General features: G+C 36.9%; 19 protein-coding genes. 7 read left to right on the top strand and 12 right to left on the bottom strand.

Going from position 1 to position 16,287, the window contains the following annotated elements; all coding sequences use genetic code 11:
• Positions 1 to 14: 14 nt before the first annotated feature.
• Both GS03_RS02720 and GS03_RS02715 read right to left on the bottom strand, forming a co-directional pair.
• Complete coding sequence (locus GS03_RS02720) at positions 15 to 1,157, bottom strand: cystathionine gamma-synthase (protein WP_136151037.1); 1,143 nt, start codon at positions 1,155 to 1,157, stop codon at positions 15 to 17.
• 58 nt (positions 1,158 to 1,215) lie between these two features.
• Positions 1,216 to 1,671 carry a DinB family protein gene (locus tag GS03_RS02715; protein ID WP_136151036.1) on the bottom strand — a complete coding sequence of 152 codons (456 nt, stop codon included), beginning with the start codon at positions 1,669 to 1,671 and terminating at the stop codon, positions 1,216 to 1,218.
• A 69-nt stretch (positions 1,672 to 1,740) separates the two neighbouring features.
• Between GS03_RS02715 and GS03_RS02710 the strand changes: the two genes are divergently transcribed.
• The 7 genes from GS03_RS02710 (at position 1,741) to GS03_RS02680 (ending at position 6,402) form a co-directional block, all read left to right on the top strand.
• A complete protein-coding gene (locus tag GS03_RS02710; protein ID WP_136151035.1) occupies positions 1,741 to 2,094 on the top strand; it encodes an arsenate reductase family protein in 354 nt (117 codons plus the stop codon).
• Positions 2,094 to 2,984 carry a DMT family transporter gene (locus GS03_RS02705; RefSeq protein WP_136151034.1) on the top strand — a complete coding sequence of 297 codons (891 nt, stop codon included), beginning with the start codon at positions 2,094 to 2,096 and terminating at the stop codon, positions 2,982 to 2,984. Before GS03_RS02710 ends, GS03_RS02705 begins: the two co-directional genes overlap by 1 nt.
• A gap of 35 nt (positions 2,985 to 3,019) precedes the next feature.
• Positions 3,020 to 3,880: a YicC/YloC family endoribonuclease gene (locus GS03_RS02700; protein ID WP_136151033.1), complete on the top strand. Its 861-nt coding sequence runs from the start codon at positions 3,020 to 3,022 to the stop codon at positions 3,878 to 3,880.
• An 18-nt stretch (positions 3,881 to 3,898) separates the two neighbouring features.
• Complete coding sequence (gene gmk / locus GS03_RS02695) at positions 3,899 to 4,468, top strand: guanylate kinase (protein WP_136151032.1); 570 nt, start codon at positions 3,899 to 3,901, stop codon at positions 4,466 to 4,468.
• A 71-nt stretch (positions 4,469 to 4,539) separates the two neighbouring features.
• Entirely contained in the window at positions 4,540 to 5,121 is a 582-nt protein-coding gene (nadD, locus tag GS03_RS02690; RefSeq protein WP_136151031.1) for a nicotinate (nicotinamide) nucleotide adenylyltransferase, read from the top strand.
• Positions 5,122 to 5,183: 62 nt separating this feature from the next.
• Positions 5,184 to 6,179 (top strand): NAD(P)H-dependent glycerol-3-phosphate dehydrogenase, encoded by a 996-nt coding sequence (locus tag GS03_RS02685; RefSeq protein ID WP_136151030.1) that lies wholly within the window; start codon positions 5,184 to 5,186, stop codon positions 6,177 to 6,179.
• Between the two features lies 1 nt (position 6,180).
• Positions 6,181 to 6,402 carry a hypothetical protein gene (locus GS03_RS02680; RefSeq protein WP_136151029.1) on the top strand — a complete coding sequence of 74 codons (222 nt, stop codon included), beginning with the start codon at positions 6,181 to 6,183 and terminating at the stop codon, positions 6,400 to 6,402.
• On the opposite strand, the gene GS03_RS02675 is transcribed toward GS03_RS02680, so the two are convergent.
• From GS03_RS02675 to GS03_RS02630, 10 genes are all read right to left on the bottom strand, one after another.
• Complete coding sequence (locus GS03_RS02675) at positions 6,403 to 6,810, bottom strand: hypothetical protein (RefSeq protein WP_136151028.1); 408 nt, start codon at positions 6,808 to 6,810, stop codon at positions 6,403 to 6,405.
• Between the two features lie 84 nt (positions 6,811 to 6,894).
• Entirely contained in the window at positions 6,895 to 7,914 is a 1,020-nt protein-coding gene (gene pheS, locus GS03_RS02670; RefSeq protein WP_136151027.1) for a phenylalanine--tRNA ligase subunit alpha, read from the bottom strand.
• A gap of 55 nt (positions 7,915 to 7,969) precedes the next feature.
• Positions 7,970 to 8,326 carry a hypothetical protein gene (locus GS03_RS02665; RefSeq protein ID WP_136151026.1) on the bottom strand — a complete coding sequence of 119 codons (357 nt, stop codon included), beginning with the start codon at positions 8,324 to 8,326 and terminating at the stop codon, positions 7,970 to 7,972.
• Between the two features lie 100 nt (positions 8,327 to 8,426).
• On the bottom strand, positions 8,427 to 9,173 hold the full coding sequence (locus GS03_RS02660; RefSeq protein ID WP_136151025.1) for a tetratricopeptide repeat protein: 747 nt from the start codon (positions 9,171 to 9,173) through the stop codon (positions 8,427 to 8,429).
• Complete coding sequence (locus GS03_RS02655; RefSeq protein WP_136151024.1) at positions 9,173 to 10,936, bottom strand: BatD family protein; 1,764 nt, start codon at positions 10,934 to 10,936, stop codon at positions 9,173 to 9,175. Before GS03_RS02655 ends, GS03_RS02660 begins: the two co-directional genes overlap by 1 nt.
• Before the next feature lie 36 nt (positions 10,937 to 10,972).
• On the bottom strand, positions 10,973 to 11,734 hold the full coding sequence (locus GS03_RS02650; protein WP_136151023.1) for a tetratricopeptide repeat protein: 762 nt from the start codon (positions 11,732 to 11,734) through the stop codon (positions 10,973 to 10,975).
• A complete protein-coding gene (locus GS03_RS02645; protein WP_136151022.1) occupies positions 11,735 to 12,772 on the bottom strand; it encodes a vWA domain-containing protein in 1,038 nt (345 codons plus the stop codon). It lies immediately after the preceding gene.
• A 6-nt stretch (positions 12,773 to 12,778) separates the two neighbouring features.
• Positions 12,779 to 13,780: a vWA domain-containing protein gene (locus tag GS03_RS02640; protein WP_136151021.1), complete on the bottom strand. Its 1,002-nt coding sequence runs from the start codon at positions 13,778 to 13,780 to the stop codon at positions 12,779 to 12,781.
• Positions 13,777 to 15,408, bottom strand: a complete 1,632-nt coding sequence (locus GS03_RS02635) for a protein BatD (RefSeq protein WP_136151020.1) — start codon at positions 15,406 to 15,408, stop codon at positions 13,777 to 13,779. The genes GS03_RS02640 and GS03_RS02635 overlap by 4 nt, the downstream gene beginning before the upstream one ends.
• 4 nt (positions 15,409 to 15,412) lie before the next feature.
• Complete coding sequence (locus GS03_RS02630; protein WP_136151019.1) at positions 15,413 to 16,279, bottom strand: DUF58 domain-containing protein; 867 nt, start codon at positions 16,277 to 16,279, stop codon at positions 15,413 to 15,415.
• Positions 16,280 to 16,287 lie beyond the last annotated feature (8 nt).

Genomic DNA, 16,287 nt, shown 5'->3' with positions numbered 1-16,287 from the left:
TATCGAGGCTTTTTTTATCTAAACGCTTGTTCTATATCGGCTAATAAATCGTCTATATCTTCAACGCCGGTACTCAATCGAACCAAATCATCGGTAATTCCAATTTCTTTTCGCTTGTCTTCCGGAATCGAAGCGTGTGTCATTAAAGCCGGATGATTCGCCAAACTCTCAACACCACCAAGCGATTCCGCCAAAGTGAACACTTTTAATTTTTCTAAAAACGAAACAGCATCTTCTTTTTTGCCTGATTTGAAAGTAAACGAAACCATTCCGCCAAAACCACTCATTTGTTTTTTGGCAACATCATGAAACGGATGACTCGGCAATCCCGGATAATAAACCGTTTCCACTTCCGGATGATTGCTTAAAAATGCCGCTATTTTTTCGCCATTTTCACAATGACGTTGCACACGTAAATGCAATGTTTTTATGCCACGTAGAACTAAGAAACTATCCATTGGTCCAAGCGTTGCGCCTGTGGCAAATTGTTTGAAATGTAATTCATCGCCTAATGCTTTGTCTTTTATGATCAAAGCTCCGGCAATAACATCAGAATGTCCGCCAAGATATTTGGTAGCCGAATGCATTACGATATCAGCACCCAAATCCAAAGGTTTTTGAAGGTATGGAGTTGCAAACGTATTGTCTACAGCAAATAGAATATTTTTAGCTTTAGTAATTTTCGCGATTTCCTGAATGTCGGCTAATTTCATCAATGGATTGGTCGGAGTTTCCACCCAAACCAACTTTGTATTTTCATTGATTAATGATTGGAATTTAGCCATATCATTCATATCCACAAAGTGGAATTTAAGACCGCTGTCTTTGTAAATACGGGTAAACATTCTGTAAGTTCCACCGTATAAATCATCCATCGCGATGATTTCGTCACCGGCTTTAAACAAACGTAATAAGCAATCGGTTGCCGCTAATCCTGATGAAAAGGCTAAACCACGAGCACCATTTTCTATCGAAGCCAAAGCATCTTCTAATGCTTGTCGGGTTGGGTTTGCAGCTCTTGAATATTCATAATCACCAACAGGTTTTCCCGGCGAAGTTTGAGCATATGTTGAGGTTTGAAATACGGGTGGCATTACTGCTCCGGTAACTTCTTCATGGTGTTGACCACCATGTATAACTTTAGTATTGAATTTCATTGTATAAAAATTTTGGCAAAGATATTTTAATTTTTTGGATGCCAGAGTGAGTTTAACGTTATATAAACTTTCTAATATTCATCATAAAACCAAAGTGCATGGCCTCGTGATAATTATTGAAATTCATAGCTTCCATGGTCGTAGCCAAATGAAATCCGGTTCCGGTTGTATATTCGGTATAGGTAACAAATTTGCCGTTGGCATAATCTTCTTTTGTCTTTTCCATCAATGAAAAAAGAAGCCCTTTTAATTCGTCAATTTCGGCTTGGGTAGTTTTCCCTGTTGGTTTCGTCCCGTTTTTATAAGTGTTTGTCATTTCGTCAGAAACATAAGTTGGCAAACCCGAAAGACGGTACACCAATCCTTGTTGCGCGACGATTATATGGCCTAAATTCCAAGCCAGATTATTGCTAAAACCTTCCGGAATTTTGTTCAATTGTTCCAACGAATAATTTTCTAAAAGAGATAGATAAAGTTTTCTGTTGGTTTCCCATATTTTGAAAGTTGCATCCATGATTTTAAATTTTTATCAAAAATACAGATTATAAATTTTAAATGGATTTCCTTTGTAAAAAGAAATTTCATGACCAATAAAATTTACTATTTAGCTTCCTGCGATACCTGCAGAAAAATTATAAAATCATTGCCAAATTCTGATAAATTGGAATTCCAAGACATTCGTCAAAACCCAATTACAGAAAAAGAATTGGAAGAAATGCATTCGCTTTCCGGAAGCTATGAAGCTTTGTTTAGCAAAAAAGCACAGCTTTATAAATCAATGGATTTGAAAAACAAATCGTTGACCGAAGCTGATTTCAAGAAGTATATCCTGGAACATTACACGTTTTTAAGCCGCCCGGTTTTTATTATCGACGATAAAATATACATTGGCAATGGGCAGAAAAATATCATTGAAGTTATAAAAGCATTGTCGTAATGTCAAAAAGAACTTGGGCACTAATTGCCGCCTTGCTGGTTTCACTAATTTACGGTGTTTCGTTTACGATTGCCAAAGATGTAATGCCAACCTACGTCAAACCGTACGGGTTTATCATATTGCGTGTTCTTGGAGCTACAATTTTGTTTTGGGCAATTGCTTTTATGGGGCCAAAAGAGAAAATACAACTCAAGGATTTTCCCCGAATAATTGCTGCGGCTTTTTTTGGCGTGGCTTTAAATATGCTGACTTTCTTCAAAGGGTTGAGTTTTACATCTCCTATTTCGGCAGCTGTGATTATGGTTACAACACCAATAATCGTCTTAATTCTTTCGGCAATTATTATCAAAGAAAAGATAAAACTTCGAAAAATTCTGGGGATTTTACTCGGACTTTTTGGCACCGGATTTTTAATTCTGTATGGAAAATCAATTGGCAATGCAACGAATGCTTCGCTTGGCAATTTACTGGTTTTTATCAATGCAGTTTCCTATGCTTTTTATCTGATTGTGGTCAAAAAACTAATGGATAAATATAATGCGTTCACATTCGTTAAATGGATTTACAGTTTTGGGTTGTTGATGGTTTTGCCATTTGGTTGGAGTGAATATCAGGAAATCCAATGGGCAACAATTCCGATGCCTATTCTTTGGGAAATAGGTTTTGTCGTAGTCTTTACAACCTTTTTCACGTATTTATTTAACCTTGTTTCCATGCGTGAATTGAAGCCAACAACGGTTGCTGTTTTTATTTATCTGCAACCGCTTTTTGCTACTGTTTTTGCTATCGGTTTAGGAAAAGACGAATTAACATTGGTTAAAATCGTTTCAGCAGTTTTGATATTTGTCGGCGTTTATCTGGTAACACAAAAAGTGAAAACAAACTACTAATTTTCCTTATATTTGAAGTCTATTAAAATACACCAATGATACAATCAATGACTGGTTTTGGCAAAGCAACCTTGCAATTACCAACAAAAAAAATTACCGTAGAAATCAAATCGTTAAACTCTAAAGGTTTGGATTTAAATACCAGAATGCCTTCTGTTTTCAGAGAAATGGAATTGGGTTTACGCAACCAGCTTTCGTCGAGATTGGAGCGCGGAAAAATAGATTTTTCCTTGTATGTTGAAATTACCGGTGAAGAAACTTCGTCAAAAATAAATGTGCCGATTGTTAGAGGTTATATCAACCAAATGAAAGCAGTAATTCCGAATGCGGATGAAACCGAATTAATGAAAATGGCAGTCAGAATGCCCGATGCTTTAAAAACGGAGCGCGATGAAATTGACGAAAACGATTGGAAAAAAATCCAAACCGTAATTGACGAAGCGTTGGAAAATATTGCCCAATTCAGAAAAGATGAAGGCGTTTCACTGGAAAAAGAATTCCTGCATCGTATTGCCAATATCATGACATTGATGAATAATGCTGTTTCTTATGATGCCGAACGCGTTGAAACGGTAAAAACCAGATTACGCACCGCTTTGGATGAACTAAAAGAAAACGTAGATGAAAATCGTTTCGAACAGGAATTGATTTTTTATCTGGAGAAATACGATATCACCGAAGAAAAAGTCCGTTTGGAAAACCATTTAAATTATTTCATCGAAACCATAGCAGGAACAGAAGCTAACGGAAGAAAACTAGGTTTCATCACGCAGGAAATGGGAAGAGAGATAAACACTATGGGCTCTAAATCCAATCATACCGAAATGCAAAAACTGGTCGTGATGATGAAAGATGAATTGGAGAAAATCAAAGAGCAGGTTTTGAACGTTTTATAAGCCTAAAGCAACAACACAATGAACAAAGGAAAATTATTAGTATTCTCAGCGCCATCAGGATCGGGAAAAACCACTATAGTCAGACATTTATTAGCACAACCTGAGTTGAATCTGGAATTTTCCATTTCGGCGGCAACACGTGAACTTCGTGGCGAAGAAGTGGATGGTAAAGATTATTATTTTATGTCGATTGAAGAATTCAAAAAACATATTAAAGCGGATGATTTTATCGAATGGGAAGAAGTCTATCGCGATAATTTTTACGGGACATTAAAAAGTGAAGTCGAGCGGATTTGGGCAAAAGGTAAAAACGTAATTTTCGATATTGATGTTTCAGGCGGATTGCGAATAAAACATAAATTTCCGGTTGAAACCTTAGCCGTTTTTGTAAAACCACCAAGTGTTGACGAACTAAAACGCCGCTTAAAAGAACGTTCTACTGAAAGTGATGACAAAATCAATATGCGTATTGCTAAAGCCCACGTTGAATTAGCAACTGCCCCGCAGTTTGACACCATCATCAAGAATTATGATTTGGATATTGCTAAAAAAGAGGCATACGAATTAGTTAAAGAGTTTATTAAATAAGTTAAAAGAGATTAGGGAAAAGGGATAAGTAGAACTCTTATGCCTTATCCCTTATCCCTTATCCCTCAAAAATGAAAATAGGATTATACTTCGGAACGTTCAACCCAATCCACATTGGGCACATGATTATCGCAAATCATATGGCTGAACATTCCGATTTGGATCAGATTTGGATGGTGGTGACGCCACATAATCCACACAAACAAAAAACCACTTTGCTCGATGATTACCAGCGTTTGCACATGGTAACGTTAGCCACTGAAGATTTTACCAAAATCAAGCCTTCCGATATCGAATTTAAATTACCGCAGCCCAATTATACCGTAAATACCTTGGCGCATTTGGAAGAAAAATATCCAAAGCATGAGTTTGCCTTAATCATGGGAGAAGACAATCTGAATTCGCTTCACAAATGGAAAAACTACGAAGTGATTCTGGAAAATCATCACATTTATGTGTATCCAAGATTAAACTCCGGCGAAATTGATGAGCAGTTTGTAAACCACGATAAAATCCATCGCATTGGAGCTCCGGTGATTGAGCTTTCATCTACTTTTATCCGCGAAAGCATCAAAAACAAAAAAAATGTAGCGCCTATGTTGCCTCAAAAAGTTTGGGAATATATTGATAGCAGTGCGTTTTATAAGAAGTAGTTTTTTTTCTAAAAATATCATTTTAAAATGAGTATTTTTGATAGATATAAATGTTTATTTACATGAATAAATCTCCAAAATTTGCAGTAATCGGCGGCGGAAGTTGGGCTACCGCAATTGCAAAAATGTTGTGTGTCAATCTGGACGAAATTGCCTGGTACATGCGAAATGAATCGGCAATTGACCATATAAAAACCCAAAGGCACAATCCAAATTACTTGAGTTCGGTTGAGTTTGATATTAAAAAACTCAGATTAACTTCAGATATTAACGAAGCTGTTGCTTACGCAGATTATATCATTTTTGCGATTCCGTCAGCATTCTTAAATGCCGAATTGGAAAAATTAACTGTGAGTTTGAAGGATAAAGTGATTTTCTCTGCCATCAAAGGAATTGTGCCAGAAACATTCCTGATAGTTGGAGAACATTTCAATAAAAAATACGATATTCCTTTTGATAATATTGGTGTAATTACGGGTCCATGTCACGCAGAAGAAGTGGCGCTTGAACGTCTTTCTTATCTGACGATTGCTTGCGGCGATTCAGATAAAGCTAAAGTTGTAGCTGATATTCTCTCGGGGAATTATATCAAAACCAAAATCTCAGACGACATCATCGGAACAGAATATGCCGCAATGCTAAAAAACATCTACGCTATTGCAGCCGGAATTGCACATGGCTTGGGTTATGGTGATAACTTTCAATCGGTTATAATGAGTAATTCCATTCGTGAGATGAAAAAATTCATCAAGAAAGTACACAAGATGAAACGAAATATTAATGATTCTGCTTATTTAGGCGATTTATTGGTAACGGGTTATTCGGTGTTTTCGAGAAACAGAATGTTCGGAAACATGATTGGAAAAGGCTACACGGTAAAATCAGCTATGATGGAAATGTCAATGGTTGCAGAAGGATATTATGCCGTAAAAAGTGCGTATAAACTAAACCAGGAATACAAAGCGAAAACACCAATTATAGATGCGGTTTATGAGATTTTGTATGAAGGAAAAGAAGCCAAAAAAGTATTTAAGAAATTAACCGAAAAATTAGATTAGCATGAACGAAAGATGGAAATACCAGCTTAAGACCGGAGGTCTTTGGGGCGTTTTAATGATAGTATTCTCAATACTTTTTACGCTAAAAGAAAAGCCTTTGGAGGTACAACTGACCAGCCCTAATTTTTATATCCGTTCTTTGGTTTATCTTTTGGCCGGGACATTTATTTTGGGTTATTTCAATTGGAAAGCAAAGAAAAAAGCAGAAGAAAATAAAAAATAATTACCTTACGATTACACCGTCAACAAACAAAATCGGAACTTCTTCAACATAATCCGGAGTTATAGATTGTGCCCGGAAAGTGAATTTTTTATCATAAAGTGTGCTTCCGATAAAGTAAGTTACCATAAACTCATTGTTCAGTTGCAGAACGCTTTGCTCAATCATTTCAATCTTTACAACCGATACTGCCGGAACTTGTACAAATGCGTGACGTAGGAGCGACGTTTTTTTCATTTCGCCATCAAGAGTACCAAAAGCTTTAGAAACGACCATTACGCTGTCTAAATCGAAGTCAGAATCGTTGATTAGATATACATACCAAACCTTTTCCATAAAATCGTCACTCCATTCCTGAACAGCAGCAAGGAAAACGTTTTCTACTTCGGGTATGGAAATGTCTGATTTCATTTTTGAGATAATAGATGATAGACTAAAAGATAATAGACCAGAAGATAGCGTCTCTCATCTATCCGTCTATTATCTATTTTCTTTTTAAATGCTTGACTTAAACTGCTCCAAGAAACGCACATCGTTTTCATAGAACATTCTGATGTCGCCAATTTGGTACAACAACATCGCAATACGCTCAATTCCCATTCCGAATGCGAATCCATTGTATTCATCCGGATTGATGCCACAGTTTTTCAGAACGTTTGGATCTACCATTCCGCAGCCCATGATTTCTAACCAACCGGTTCCTTTGGTGATACGGTAATCGGTTTCGGTTTTTAAACCCCAATAAATATCAACCTCAGCACTTGGCTCGGTGAATGGGAAATAGCTTGGTCTCAAACGAATTTTGGACTTGCCAAACATTTCTTTGGTGAAATATAAAAGCGTTTGCTTCAAATCGGCAAACGAAACATCTTTGTCAATATACAAACCTTCCACCTGATGGAAAATACAATGCGAACGCGAAGAAACAGCTTCGTTTCTGAAAACTCTTCCCGGTGAAATCGTACGGATTGGCGGTTTGTTGTTTTCCATATAACGCACCTGAACTGATGAAGTGTGCGTTCTCAACAACACATCAGGATTGGTCTGGATGAAAAACGTATCCTGCATATCTCTCGCCGGATGGTATTCCGGTAAGTTCAAGGCGGTAAAATTATGCCAGTCATCTTCAATTTCCGGACCTTCTGAAACATTGAATCCGATAGTAGAGAAAATATCAATGATTTGGTTTTTCACCAATGAAATAGGATGACGTGAACCAATTACAACAGGCTCGGCCGGCCGCGATAAATCGCCATAGAAACCTTTTACTTCTTCTTTGCTTTCTAATTCTTCCTGAATGGCTTTTACCTTTTCTTCGGCAACGGTTTTCAACGTATTGATTACCTGCCCGAAGTCCTTTTTCTGGTCGTTTGGAATGTTTTTGAACTCAACAAAAAGCTCTTTCAACAAACCTTTACTACCCAAATATTTGATACGGAAATGCTCTAAAGCTTCTTTGTTTTTGGTGTTGAATGCTTTAGCTTCTTCAATATGTTCTTTAATCTTGTCTATCATGGTCATTTTGTAAAGGTGCAAAAATAGGGTTTTTTAACGATTAGCCGTTACTAATTTACTCAATAACCTCTTTTTCCAGAAAATAATTTACAATGGCTTCTTTCATCAAAACCGATTGTTCACCAGCTTTTAATGGCGGTAATTCCTCTTTGATTTTATAATGTGGCCAACCGTCTTTATCTACAAAATCAAATTCATAGAAACCATAAGGCTCGAGTAAGCGGCAAATGGCAATGTGCATCAGATTTACTTTTTCATCTTTTTTGAAAGCTTGCTTGAATTGCCCCAATTCCTGCACTCCGATTAAGTATATGATAGCGTCTAAATCCAGAATATCTCCTTCAGCAAACTGATTGGAAAGGATTTGAACGACTTTGTCCCAGCGGTTTTTTAATTGTTCGTCTCTTGACATTTTTTGAGTTATGAGTTATGAGTTTTGAATTATAAGTTAATCCAAAAATCAAATAAGTCAACAAAGATAGTAAACTGAAAACTGAGACTGCGACTGAACACTAATTCTTAATTTCCTTAATCGCGCTGTCTTCAATCCAGCCGGTAGTTTCGTCGGTGAGTTCAACTTTTTTCCAGTTGGCGATGCTTTCCAGTATGTACACTTTGGTTCCTTCGTGAAGCACAAATGCGTCTGTCGCAGTACTTTTTGGTTCGCTTTTTACGGATGCAGTTTCGGCAAAAACGATAGCAGGTCTTTCATTATCCATTCGCCCTTTTTCATAAAAACCGGAAGCTGTACTAAGACCAATTCCGATGAGCCACAGAAACATTCCAAAAAAGAAAACACGTTTCAAAGCGGTTGAATGAGAAAAGTAATAACCCACAAAAAACAGTAAAAACAGGAATGCAAAAGCCACCGCAATCCAAGCCCAGGTATCATAATAATATTTGGCGGTGAAATCCTGAATGAGTTTATTAAAGCCTACTTTTGGAATGACTTTAATATCATCAATCGTCATTTTTCGGGCGAATTCTAAGTTGGTTTTTATTTCAGTATCGTTTGGACTCAGCAATAAGGCTTTTTCATAATTGTAAATCGCAGGTGCCACCTTGTGCAATTTGTAATAGGAATTTCCTAAATTAAAATACAGTTCAGCCGATTGTTTTCCTGAATTTACTACGCTTTCATAACTTGAAATGGCAGCTTCGTAATTTTCTTTTTCGTAGAATTTGTTTCCTTGTTCAAAAGCGGTTTGCGCCCAAAAAACCTGAGAAACAAATAGTAGTAAAATCAATATCTTTCTCATTATTTCAATTGTTTTTCAAGTTCAGAAATAATTACCACCGCTTTATCATAATCGTTTTGGATTGACGATTCAGAAGAAAAAGCATAACGCGCTAATTCGCAGTTTTCGGTTAACTGAATAAACTCTGAAACCGTTTCCGCATTTGCTTTACGCGAAAGCAACAACTCGGTTATCTTTTCTTTGGTCATTTCCGAAGTCTCGATATGTAGTTTCGCTTTTAGGAAATTGTGCATGGCTTTTTCAAGTGCAATATAAAACGGTTCTTTGTTGCCCAAATGTTTTTTGGCATCGCCCAAATATTTCTTCGCCAATGCATTCGATTTTTTGATTTTGTTGCCCACAACATCATTGTCTGAAGCATCTTTTCTTCGTTTACCGACAATCAAAAGCGGAATCGCTAAAAATGGCAAAAACACTAATGAATAAAATAATCCTGAACCCAAAAAGTCATCTTTTGCCATTGGCTGTAAAGCTGTTTTTTGTTTGATATACGCAAACGATTTGGCAGCTTCCAGTTTGGTTTTGGCAACATCATTCGGATTTGTTTTTTCTGAACTTGCAATACTTGGACCATCCAAAACATTGATTGTTATTGGTTGGGAAGTGATGGTTTTATAACTATTCGAACCCAAATCAAAGTACGTAAAACGCAGCGCTTTGATTTGGTAATTGCCTTTGTATTGTGGAATTATCGTGTATTTATCCGAAATCCTACCGGTCATTCCTGTTAATGGCGTTGACACATTTTCGTCGTGAACCGGATCATACATTTCTAAAGCAGAAGGCAAAACCGGTTTTGGCAATGTAAACAATTTCATGTTTCCGGTTCCAACAACGCTGACATCTAAATCCAAAGATTCGCCGTTTTTCAAAATGGTTTTGGATGGTTTTACTTTGAAATCCATACGGCCAACAGCTCCCGAAAAATCTTCAGGTCTTCCTTTTTCAGGCAATGCTTTTACGTTGATGACTTTGCTTCCTGCTGAAACGCGTTTGCTGTCTTCGGTCATTAAAGCTTGTCCCCAAAAGTTTCGTCTGTTTGTTGGCACTTGGCAATCGATATCCAACGAAAGCGGTTCGATTTCCAGTTTACCTGATTTTTGTGGATACAAGACGGTTTTTCGTAACACTACATAACGATAGCGTTCGCCTTTAAACGTTCCGTCTTGGGCAACCAATTGTTTGATATCGATATTCTGGCTCCAAAAATCATTGTATTTTGGCTTGTTTAGTTCGCGCCAATTGGTAATTCCGATATTGTAACTGAAATACAATTTGTAAACTACGGTAATCGGTTCGTTGAGATATGGATTGGTTTTTGAAATATCTGCAACCAAATACAAGTTATCGTCTGCGCTGATTGCCGGCGCTTCGTTGGGATCTTTTGGAATCTCAACCGCATTGGTCACATTAATCTTTACCGGAGACGTTTTGTAAATCTGACCATTGATTTCAATCGAAGCTTGTCTAAGTGTCAATGAGCCTTTTTGTGTTGGCAATAAAATATAGATATACGATTTATTAAACGAACTTTTCCCGTTTATCCAGGATTGACTTACGGATTGGCTTGGCCCTCCAACAACTTTAAAACCGGAAGCTTCAAAATTAGGTGGCACAAAATTATCGCCATCGGCATTCATTGTAAAATCAACGCGAAGACGTTCGTTTAATCCCAAAGAATTCTTGCTCACTTTTGCCTCAAATTGTACTTGGGCAAAAAGTGAATTGGTGATTAAAAACAGTATTAAAATTATCCTTTTCATTTTCAAATCTTCAAATTACACAATTTTCAAAATTAGTTACCAATCTTTTTCAGCTTTTTTAGGATTGGCTTGTACTTTTTGTTTGTTTACTTTATCCTGAATTTTTTTCTCTTCATTGTTTACAGCATCCAATAAATTCTCTAAACGTTGTTTCGAAATTCCCCCAGGTTGAGGTTTTGGTTTCCCTTGATTTTGATCTTTATTGTCCTTTTTATCTTTATCCTTATCGCCGTCTTTTTTATCCTTATCTTTATCTTTTCCGTCTTTCTTGTCGTCCTTTTTATCCTTGTCTTTATTCTGGTCTTTGTTTTTATCTTTATTCTTGTCTTTCTTATCCTTATCCTTTTTGTCGTCTTTCTTAGGTGGATTTTCTTTTAGCATCTTTTTGGCCAAAGCATAATTATAACGGGTTTCTTCATCAGCCGGATTGTTACGCAATGCATTTTTATAAGCTTCCACCGCTCCGCCATAATCCTTATCTTTCATCAGCGTATTTCCAATATTGTGAAACGCCTGATGCTTTTCTGTTCTGGTTTTTGCTGTTTTTATTGCTTTTGCGTAATGATATTTGGCTTCGCCAGTCTGATTTTGTCTGTAAATAGCGTTTCCTAAATTGTAGGATGCAATCGCTTTTTTCGGGTATTTAGATTCCGAAATTCTGTATTCAGCTTCGGCTTCATCATATTTTTTTTCGGCAAAAGAATCGTTTCCTTTTGGCAAATCTTTATCTTTTTCCTTCTCTTGGGCTTTCGCCAAAAAGGGAATCAGAATCAAACTGTATAAAAGTATCTTTTTCATTTATTCTTTTTCATTAAATAAATTCATCTTTTTCACCCATTTTGTCTTTTTCTCCAAAAGGAAAACATCCAAAAGCAACAAGAAAAAACCAAATCCTAAAAACCACTGAAACTGCGATTTGAAATCGGCCATTTGTGTACTTTCAAATTCTGTTTTTTGGATATTGTCCAAAGCGTGTTTCACATAATCCAAAACTTCTCTGGTAGAATTACCGTCAACATATCCGCCACTGGCACTTTTGGCAATGGTTCTCAAAACTTCTGCGTTTCTTTTGGTAATTACCACTTCGCCGTTTTGGTCGCGTTGAAAACTCTCCACTACACCGTTTCTTTTTAACGGAATGGTTCCGCCTTTTTCGGTTCCAACACCAATAGTCATTATTTTTAAGCCAACTTTTTTAGCTTCTTCGGCAGCAGCAACAGCTGCATCAGAATGATCTTCACCGTCGGTTATGATGATTAAAAGTTTGTTGGTTTTATCTTTTTTATCGATGTAAGTCAACGCCAAATTAATCGCCTGATCAATTGATGTTCCCTGCGCCGAAATCATTCCGGGATTCATGGTTTGCAAAAACATTTTTCCAACACTATAATCCGAAGTAATTGGTAAAACCGGAAAAGCACTTCCGGAATAGGCTATGATTCCGATTCGGTCGCTGCCCAAATTATTGATGATCTGTGAAACCAATTGCTTGCTTTTTTCCAAACGGCTTGGTGCCACGTCTTCGGCCAACATACTTTTAGAAACGTCAATCGCAAAAATAATATCAATTCCTTCGCGTTTTACGGTTTCCATTTTGGTTCCGATTTTTGGATTAACCAATCCAATTATCAAACAGGTTAATGCTAATAAAATCACTCCCAATTTCAAAGCAGGCTTGAAAGCTGATTTTTCAGGGCTTAATTTTTTGATTAAATCCAAATCGCCAAACTCGCGTTGTTTCTTTCTTTTCCAGAATTGAATGTACAGGAAAAGCATTGCCATCGCCGGAATGACAAACAAAAAGTATAAATACCATTTTTCTTCTAACTCGTACATAATTCGCTATATAAAACTTCTATAAATTGTATTTCGTAAACCAAACTCTAGCAAAACTAAAATCCCTGCAATCCAGACAAACAGCCTGTATTTTTCATCATAATCATAGAATTTCAGCTCTTGAATTTCCGTTGTTTCCAGTTTGTTGATTTCCTTATAAATCGATTCCAATTTGCTATTACTACTTGCTCTGAAATATTTTCCACCAGTATTTCGGGCAATCGTCTGCAATAAATTCACGTCAATTTCAACAGGCATCATTCGGAATAAAAAGCCGCCATTTGGAGCGTAAGCATATGGGAACATTGCGTTTCCATTGGTTCCAATTCCGATGGTATAAACTTTAATTCCGTATTCTTTTGCAATTTGAGAAGCTGTTTCAGGTTCAATAAAACCGGCATTATTTACTCCATCTGTCAACAGTATAATCACTTTGCTTTTCGCTTTGCTGTCTTTTAAACGATTGACCGCCGTTGTTAATCCCATTCCGATTCCGGTTCCATCCTGCAAAATATTATCGTATTTTATACTTTGAATAGCTTGCTGAACAATCGCTTTGTCGCTCGTAACTGGCGTTTTTGTATACGCTTCTGAAGCATAAACTACAATTCCGATTCTGTCATTTGGTCTTCCTTCGGCGAAGTTCTCAGCCACTTTTTTCAAAGCTTCCATTCGGTTTGGCTTTAAATCTTTGGCCAGCATACTTCCCGAAACGTCAATTGCCATTACAATGTCAATTCCTTTTGTCGATTTGGTTTGGCTGCTGATATCTACCTTTCTTGGTCGCGCCATGGCAATAATCAATGAACTCAACGCTAGTAAACGCAATACAAATAAGAACGGTTTTAATTTGGCTAACAATGATTTTTGCGCTTTGAAACCTTTAACCGAACTTATTTTCAAGGTTGCCGATTGCTGCTTTCTTTTCCAAATTTGCCACAAAACAGCCACTGGAAGTAATAAAAACAACCAGAAAAACTCAGGATTTAAAAAACTTATCTCTTTCATTCTTGTGCTGTTTGTAGTTCAACCGAGTTCAACATTCTTTCGGCAATTTGCTGCCCGTATTTATCATCTTCACGATGCATTACCAAAATAGTCTGCAAGCCGCTATTTTGACTGAAAAGCAATACTTCATAATACATTTTGGTTGACCTGCCTTTAATCTTGTCTAAAACAGTCATCGTGCCATAAGCTTTCTTACCCGAAATGCCTTTCTGCGTATCAAAATCTTCTGTTTTTACGATGATGTTTTGTGCGCCCTGAGCTTCCATAATTTTAAGGTAACCTTCGGCTGTTTTATCCAAATCCATTTGCATTGGCTGTTTGTATGTTACTGTCGAAACTGCGATATAAAAATCTTCCAACAAGCTTCCGTAACCAAAAGTCTGCATTTCCTTAATCAACGCCATAGCATCTTTTGGAAGTGTTTTTGTGGCATCAATTCGCTTCAACACTTTTGGTGTTTCGACTCTTACGCCGGGATTTCCGTATTCACTATAAACCCATTTACCTTCTACTAAATCTTTGGTCGGATGACCGAGGAAATTGTCTTTCACATAATCAAATCCTTTGAAATAAATCAAGCCTAAAACAAAAAGCAGCAGCATTCCCAATACGATTCCGATGGTCGAAATAATTCGGACGCGTTTTTGTTTTTTCAATTTTTGCAAACGTGCCAATTCTTTCTGTTGTTCGTTCCATAATGCCAGTTCATCATCGTCTTCTACAACTTCAGGAATCGATTTATGAATGATTACGATAGAACTTGAAATACGTTTTTTATCTTCTTCAATTTCATAATCAAGCGGTTTTACTTTGGCAAATTTTACCAAATCGGCCTGCATTAAAACCTTTTCCAGATTTTCTACCGTTTCGTTTGAGAGTTTTAATTTCTTCTGTTTGGCAGCTCTTCGCAATCCATCAATCAGTTCCGAAGTCGTGCTTTCCATGGCCGGAATATGAATTTCTTCTTCGATATAATTACGTGCAATATCTGTCAGTTCCGAATAATAATGTTTGATTTCACCTTTTTGCCAAAGCTCTTTAACTTCCAATTGTTGCAATAAAGTTGTTGCTTTTTCGATAGGCGATTTGAAAACAATGACTTCAGCTTTTGGTTGATTTTGTCTTTTCTTGATGAATTGATAAATGAAATAACCTGCAGCTGCGATAGCTAACAAGATTAAAAGATAAATCCACCAAGTCCCTAAAGGACTTTCAACTTGCGCGATGTTTTTGATGTCGTACATCTTTTGCTTTAGCGTATCGACTTTTACATCGTTGACTTCTACTTTGATGCTGTCTGAAAAGACAGGTTTCCCGTTAATCAAAACCGGAACTCTTGAGATAACATATTTCCCTGAATCGAATTGCGTTAAGCCATATCTTTTGATTAGTTCATATCGTGCACCATTCCTAATCGTGTCAATTTTATACGACTGAATTACTTCCAAAGCACCAAAATTCTTGGCTTCCGGGAATTTTACTTTTGACAATGTATCAACATCGGTTTTTAAAGTCAGCTTGAATTCGGCTCCGATTTTGTTTTTGGTAACGTCAACAGAAGTCGTCACTTTTTGTGCAAAAAGTGAAGTCGATAACAGAAAGAATAGTATATATAATTTGAATTTCATTGTCTTATCTGGATTTAAAATAACCCAATAATTTTGTCACATAACTTTCGTCAACACGTGTATTAACAGTTCCCGAACCACATTTTGAAAAGATATCTTTAAAGTAATTTACTTTGTCCTGATATTGTTTTTCATAACTCAAACGCGCTTTTTTTGAACCTGTATTTACTACCAAAACTTCTCCGGTTTCAGCATCTTCCATTTCTACCATTCCGATGTTTGGCATTTTGGCTTCGCGGATGTCGTAAACACGAACTCCGGTTATATCATGTTTCTTTCCGGCAATCTTTAAGGTTTTCTCGTAATCATCTTCCACCATAAAATCAGAAATCACAAAGACAATCGCTTTCTTTTTCTGTGTTCCCGACAGGAATTTCAATGCTTGCGATAAATCAGTTTTTTTGCTTTTTGGTTGGAATTCGATTAACTCACGGATGATTCTCAACACGTGTGATTTTCCTTTTTTAGGCGGAATGTATAATTCGATTTGATCAGTGAATAAAATCAGACCGATTTTATCATTATTTTGAGTAGCTGAAAAAGCCATAGTTGCCGCAATCTCGGTTACGATTTCACTTTTTAGTTGGTTTTTGGTGCCAAAACTTTCCGAACCCGAAATATCAACCATCAACATCATGGTTAATTCGCGTTCTTCTTCAAAAACTTTTACGTAAGGTTCGTTGTAACGTGCCGTCACATTCCAGTCGATGGCACGAATATCGTCGCCAAACTGGTACTGACGCACTTCCGAAAACGTCATCCCACGACCTTTAAACGACGTGTGGTATTCGCCCGAGAAGATATGATCACTCAGTCTTCGGGTTTTGATTTCGATTTTACGAACTTTTTTGAGTAAGTCTTTAGTTTCCATTTCGCAAA

Source organism: Flavobacterium sangjuense, from assembly GCF_004797125.1.
GTDB classification, from domain to species: domain Bacteria; phylum Bacteroidota; class Bacteroidia; order Flavobacteriales; family Flavobacteriaceae; genus Flavobacterium; species Flavobacterium sangjuense.
The sequence above is the reverse complement of the archived record's forward strand: the minus strand, read 5'-3'. Positions and strand labels throughout refer to the sequence as shown.

Excerpts from the sequence above, each read along its gene's own strand:
- GS03_RS02720 (WP_136151037.1), bottom strand. The coding sequence starts at position 1,157 with ATGAAATTCAATACTAAAGTTATACATGGTGGTCAACACCATGAAGAA.
- GS03_RS02715 (WP_136151036.1), bottom strand. The coding sequence starts at position 1,671 with ATGGATGCAACTTTCAAAATATGGGAAACCAACAGAAAACTTTATCTA.
- GS03_RS02710 (WP_136151035.1), top strand. The coding sequence starts at position 1,741 with ATGACCAATAAAATTTACTATTTAGCTTCCTGCGATACCTGCAGAAAA.
- GS03_RS02705 (WP_136151034.1), top strand. The coding sequence starts at position 2,094 with ATGTCAAAAAGAACTTGGGCACTAATTGCCGCCTTGCTGGTTTCACTA.
- GS03_RS02700 (WP_136151033.1), top strand. The coding sequence starts at position 3,020 with ATGATACAATCAATGACTGGTTTTGGCAAAGCAACCTTGCAATTACCA.
- gmk (WP_136151032.1), top strand. The coding sequence starts at position 3,899 with ATGAACAAAGGAAAATTATTAGTATTCTCAGCGCCATCAGGATCGGGA.
- nadD (WP_136151031.1), top strand. The coding sequence starts at position 4,540 with ATGAAAATAGGATTATACTTCGGAACGTTCAACCCAATCCACATTGGG.
- GS03_RS02685 (WP_136151030.1), top strand. The coding sequence starts at position 5,184 with ATGAATAAATCTCCAAAATTTGCAGTAATCGGCGGCGGAAGTTGGGCT.
- GS03_RS02680 (WP_136151029.1), top strand. The coding sequence starts at position 6,181 with ATGAACGAAAGATGGAAATACCAGCTTAAGACCGGAGGTCTTTGGGGC.
- GS03_RS02675 (WP_136151028.1), bottom strand. The coding sequence starts at position 6,810 with ATGAAATCAGACATTTCCATACCCGAAGTAGAAAACGTTTTCCTTGCT.
- pheS (WP_136151027.1), bottom strand. The coding sequence starts at position 7,914 with ATGATAGACAAGATTAAAGAACATATTGAAGAAGCTAAAGCATTCAAC.
- GS03_RS02665 (WP_136151026.1), bottom strand. The coding sequence starts at position 8,326 with ATGTCAAGAGACGAACAATTAAAAAACCGCTGGGACAAAGTCGTTCAA.
- GS03_RS02660 (WP_136151025.1), bottom strand. The coding sequence starts at position 9,173 with ATGAGAAAGATATTGATTTTACTACTATTTGTTTCTCAGGTTTTTTGG.
- GS03_RS02655 (WP_136151024.1), bottom strand. The coding sequence starts at position 10,936 with ATGAAAAGGATAATTTTAATACTGTTTTTAATCACCAATTCACTTTTT.
- GS03_RS02650 (WP_136151023.1), bottom strand. The coding sequence starts at position 11,734 with ATGAAAAAGATACTTTTATACAGTTTGATTCTGATTCCCTTTTTGGCG.
- GS03_RS02645 (WP_136151022.1), bottom strand. The coding sequence starts at position 12,772 with ATGTACGAGTTAGAAGAAAAATGGTATTTATACTTTTTGTTTGTCATT.
- GS03_RS02640 (WP_136151021.1), bottom strand. The coding sequence starts at position 13,780 with ATGAAAGAGATAAGTTTTTTAAATCCTGAGTTTTTCTGGTTGTTTTTA.
- GS03_RS02635 (WP_136151020.1), bottom strand. The coding sequence starts at position 15,408 with ATGAAATTCAAATTATATATACTATTCTTTCTGTTATCGACTTCACTT.
- GS03_RS02630 (WP_136151019.1), bottom strand. The coding sequence starts at position 16,279 with ATGGAAACTAAAGACTTACTCAAAAAAGTTCGTAAAATCGAAATCAAA.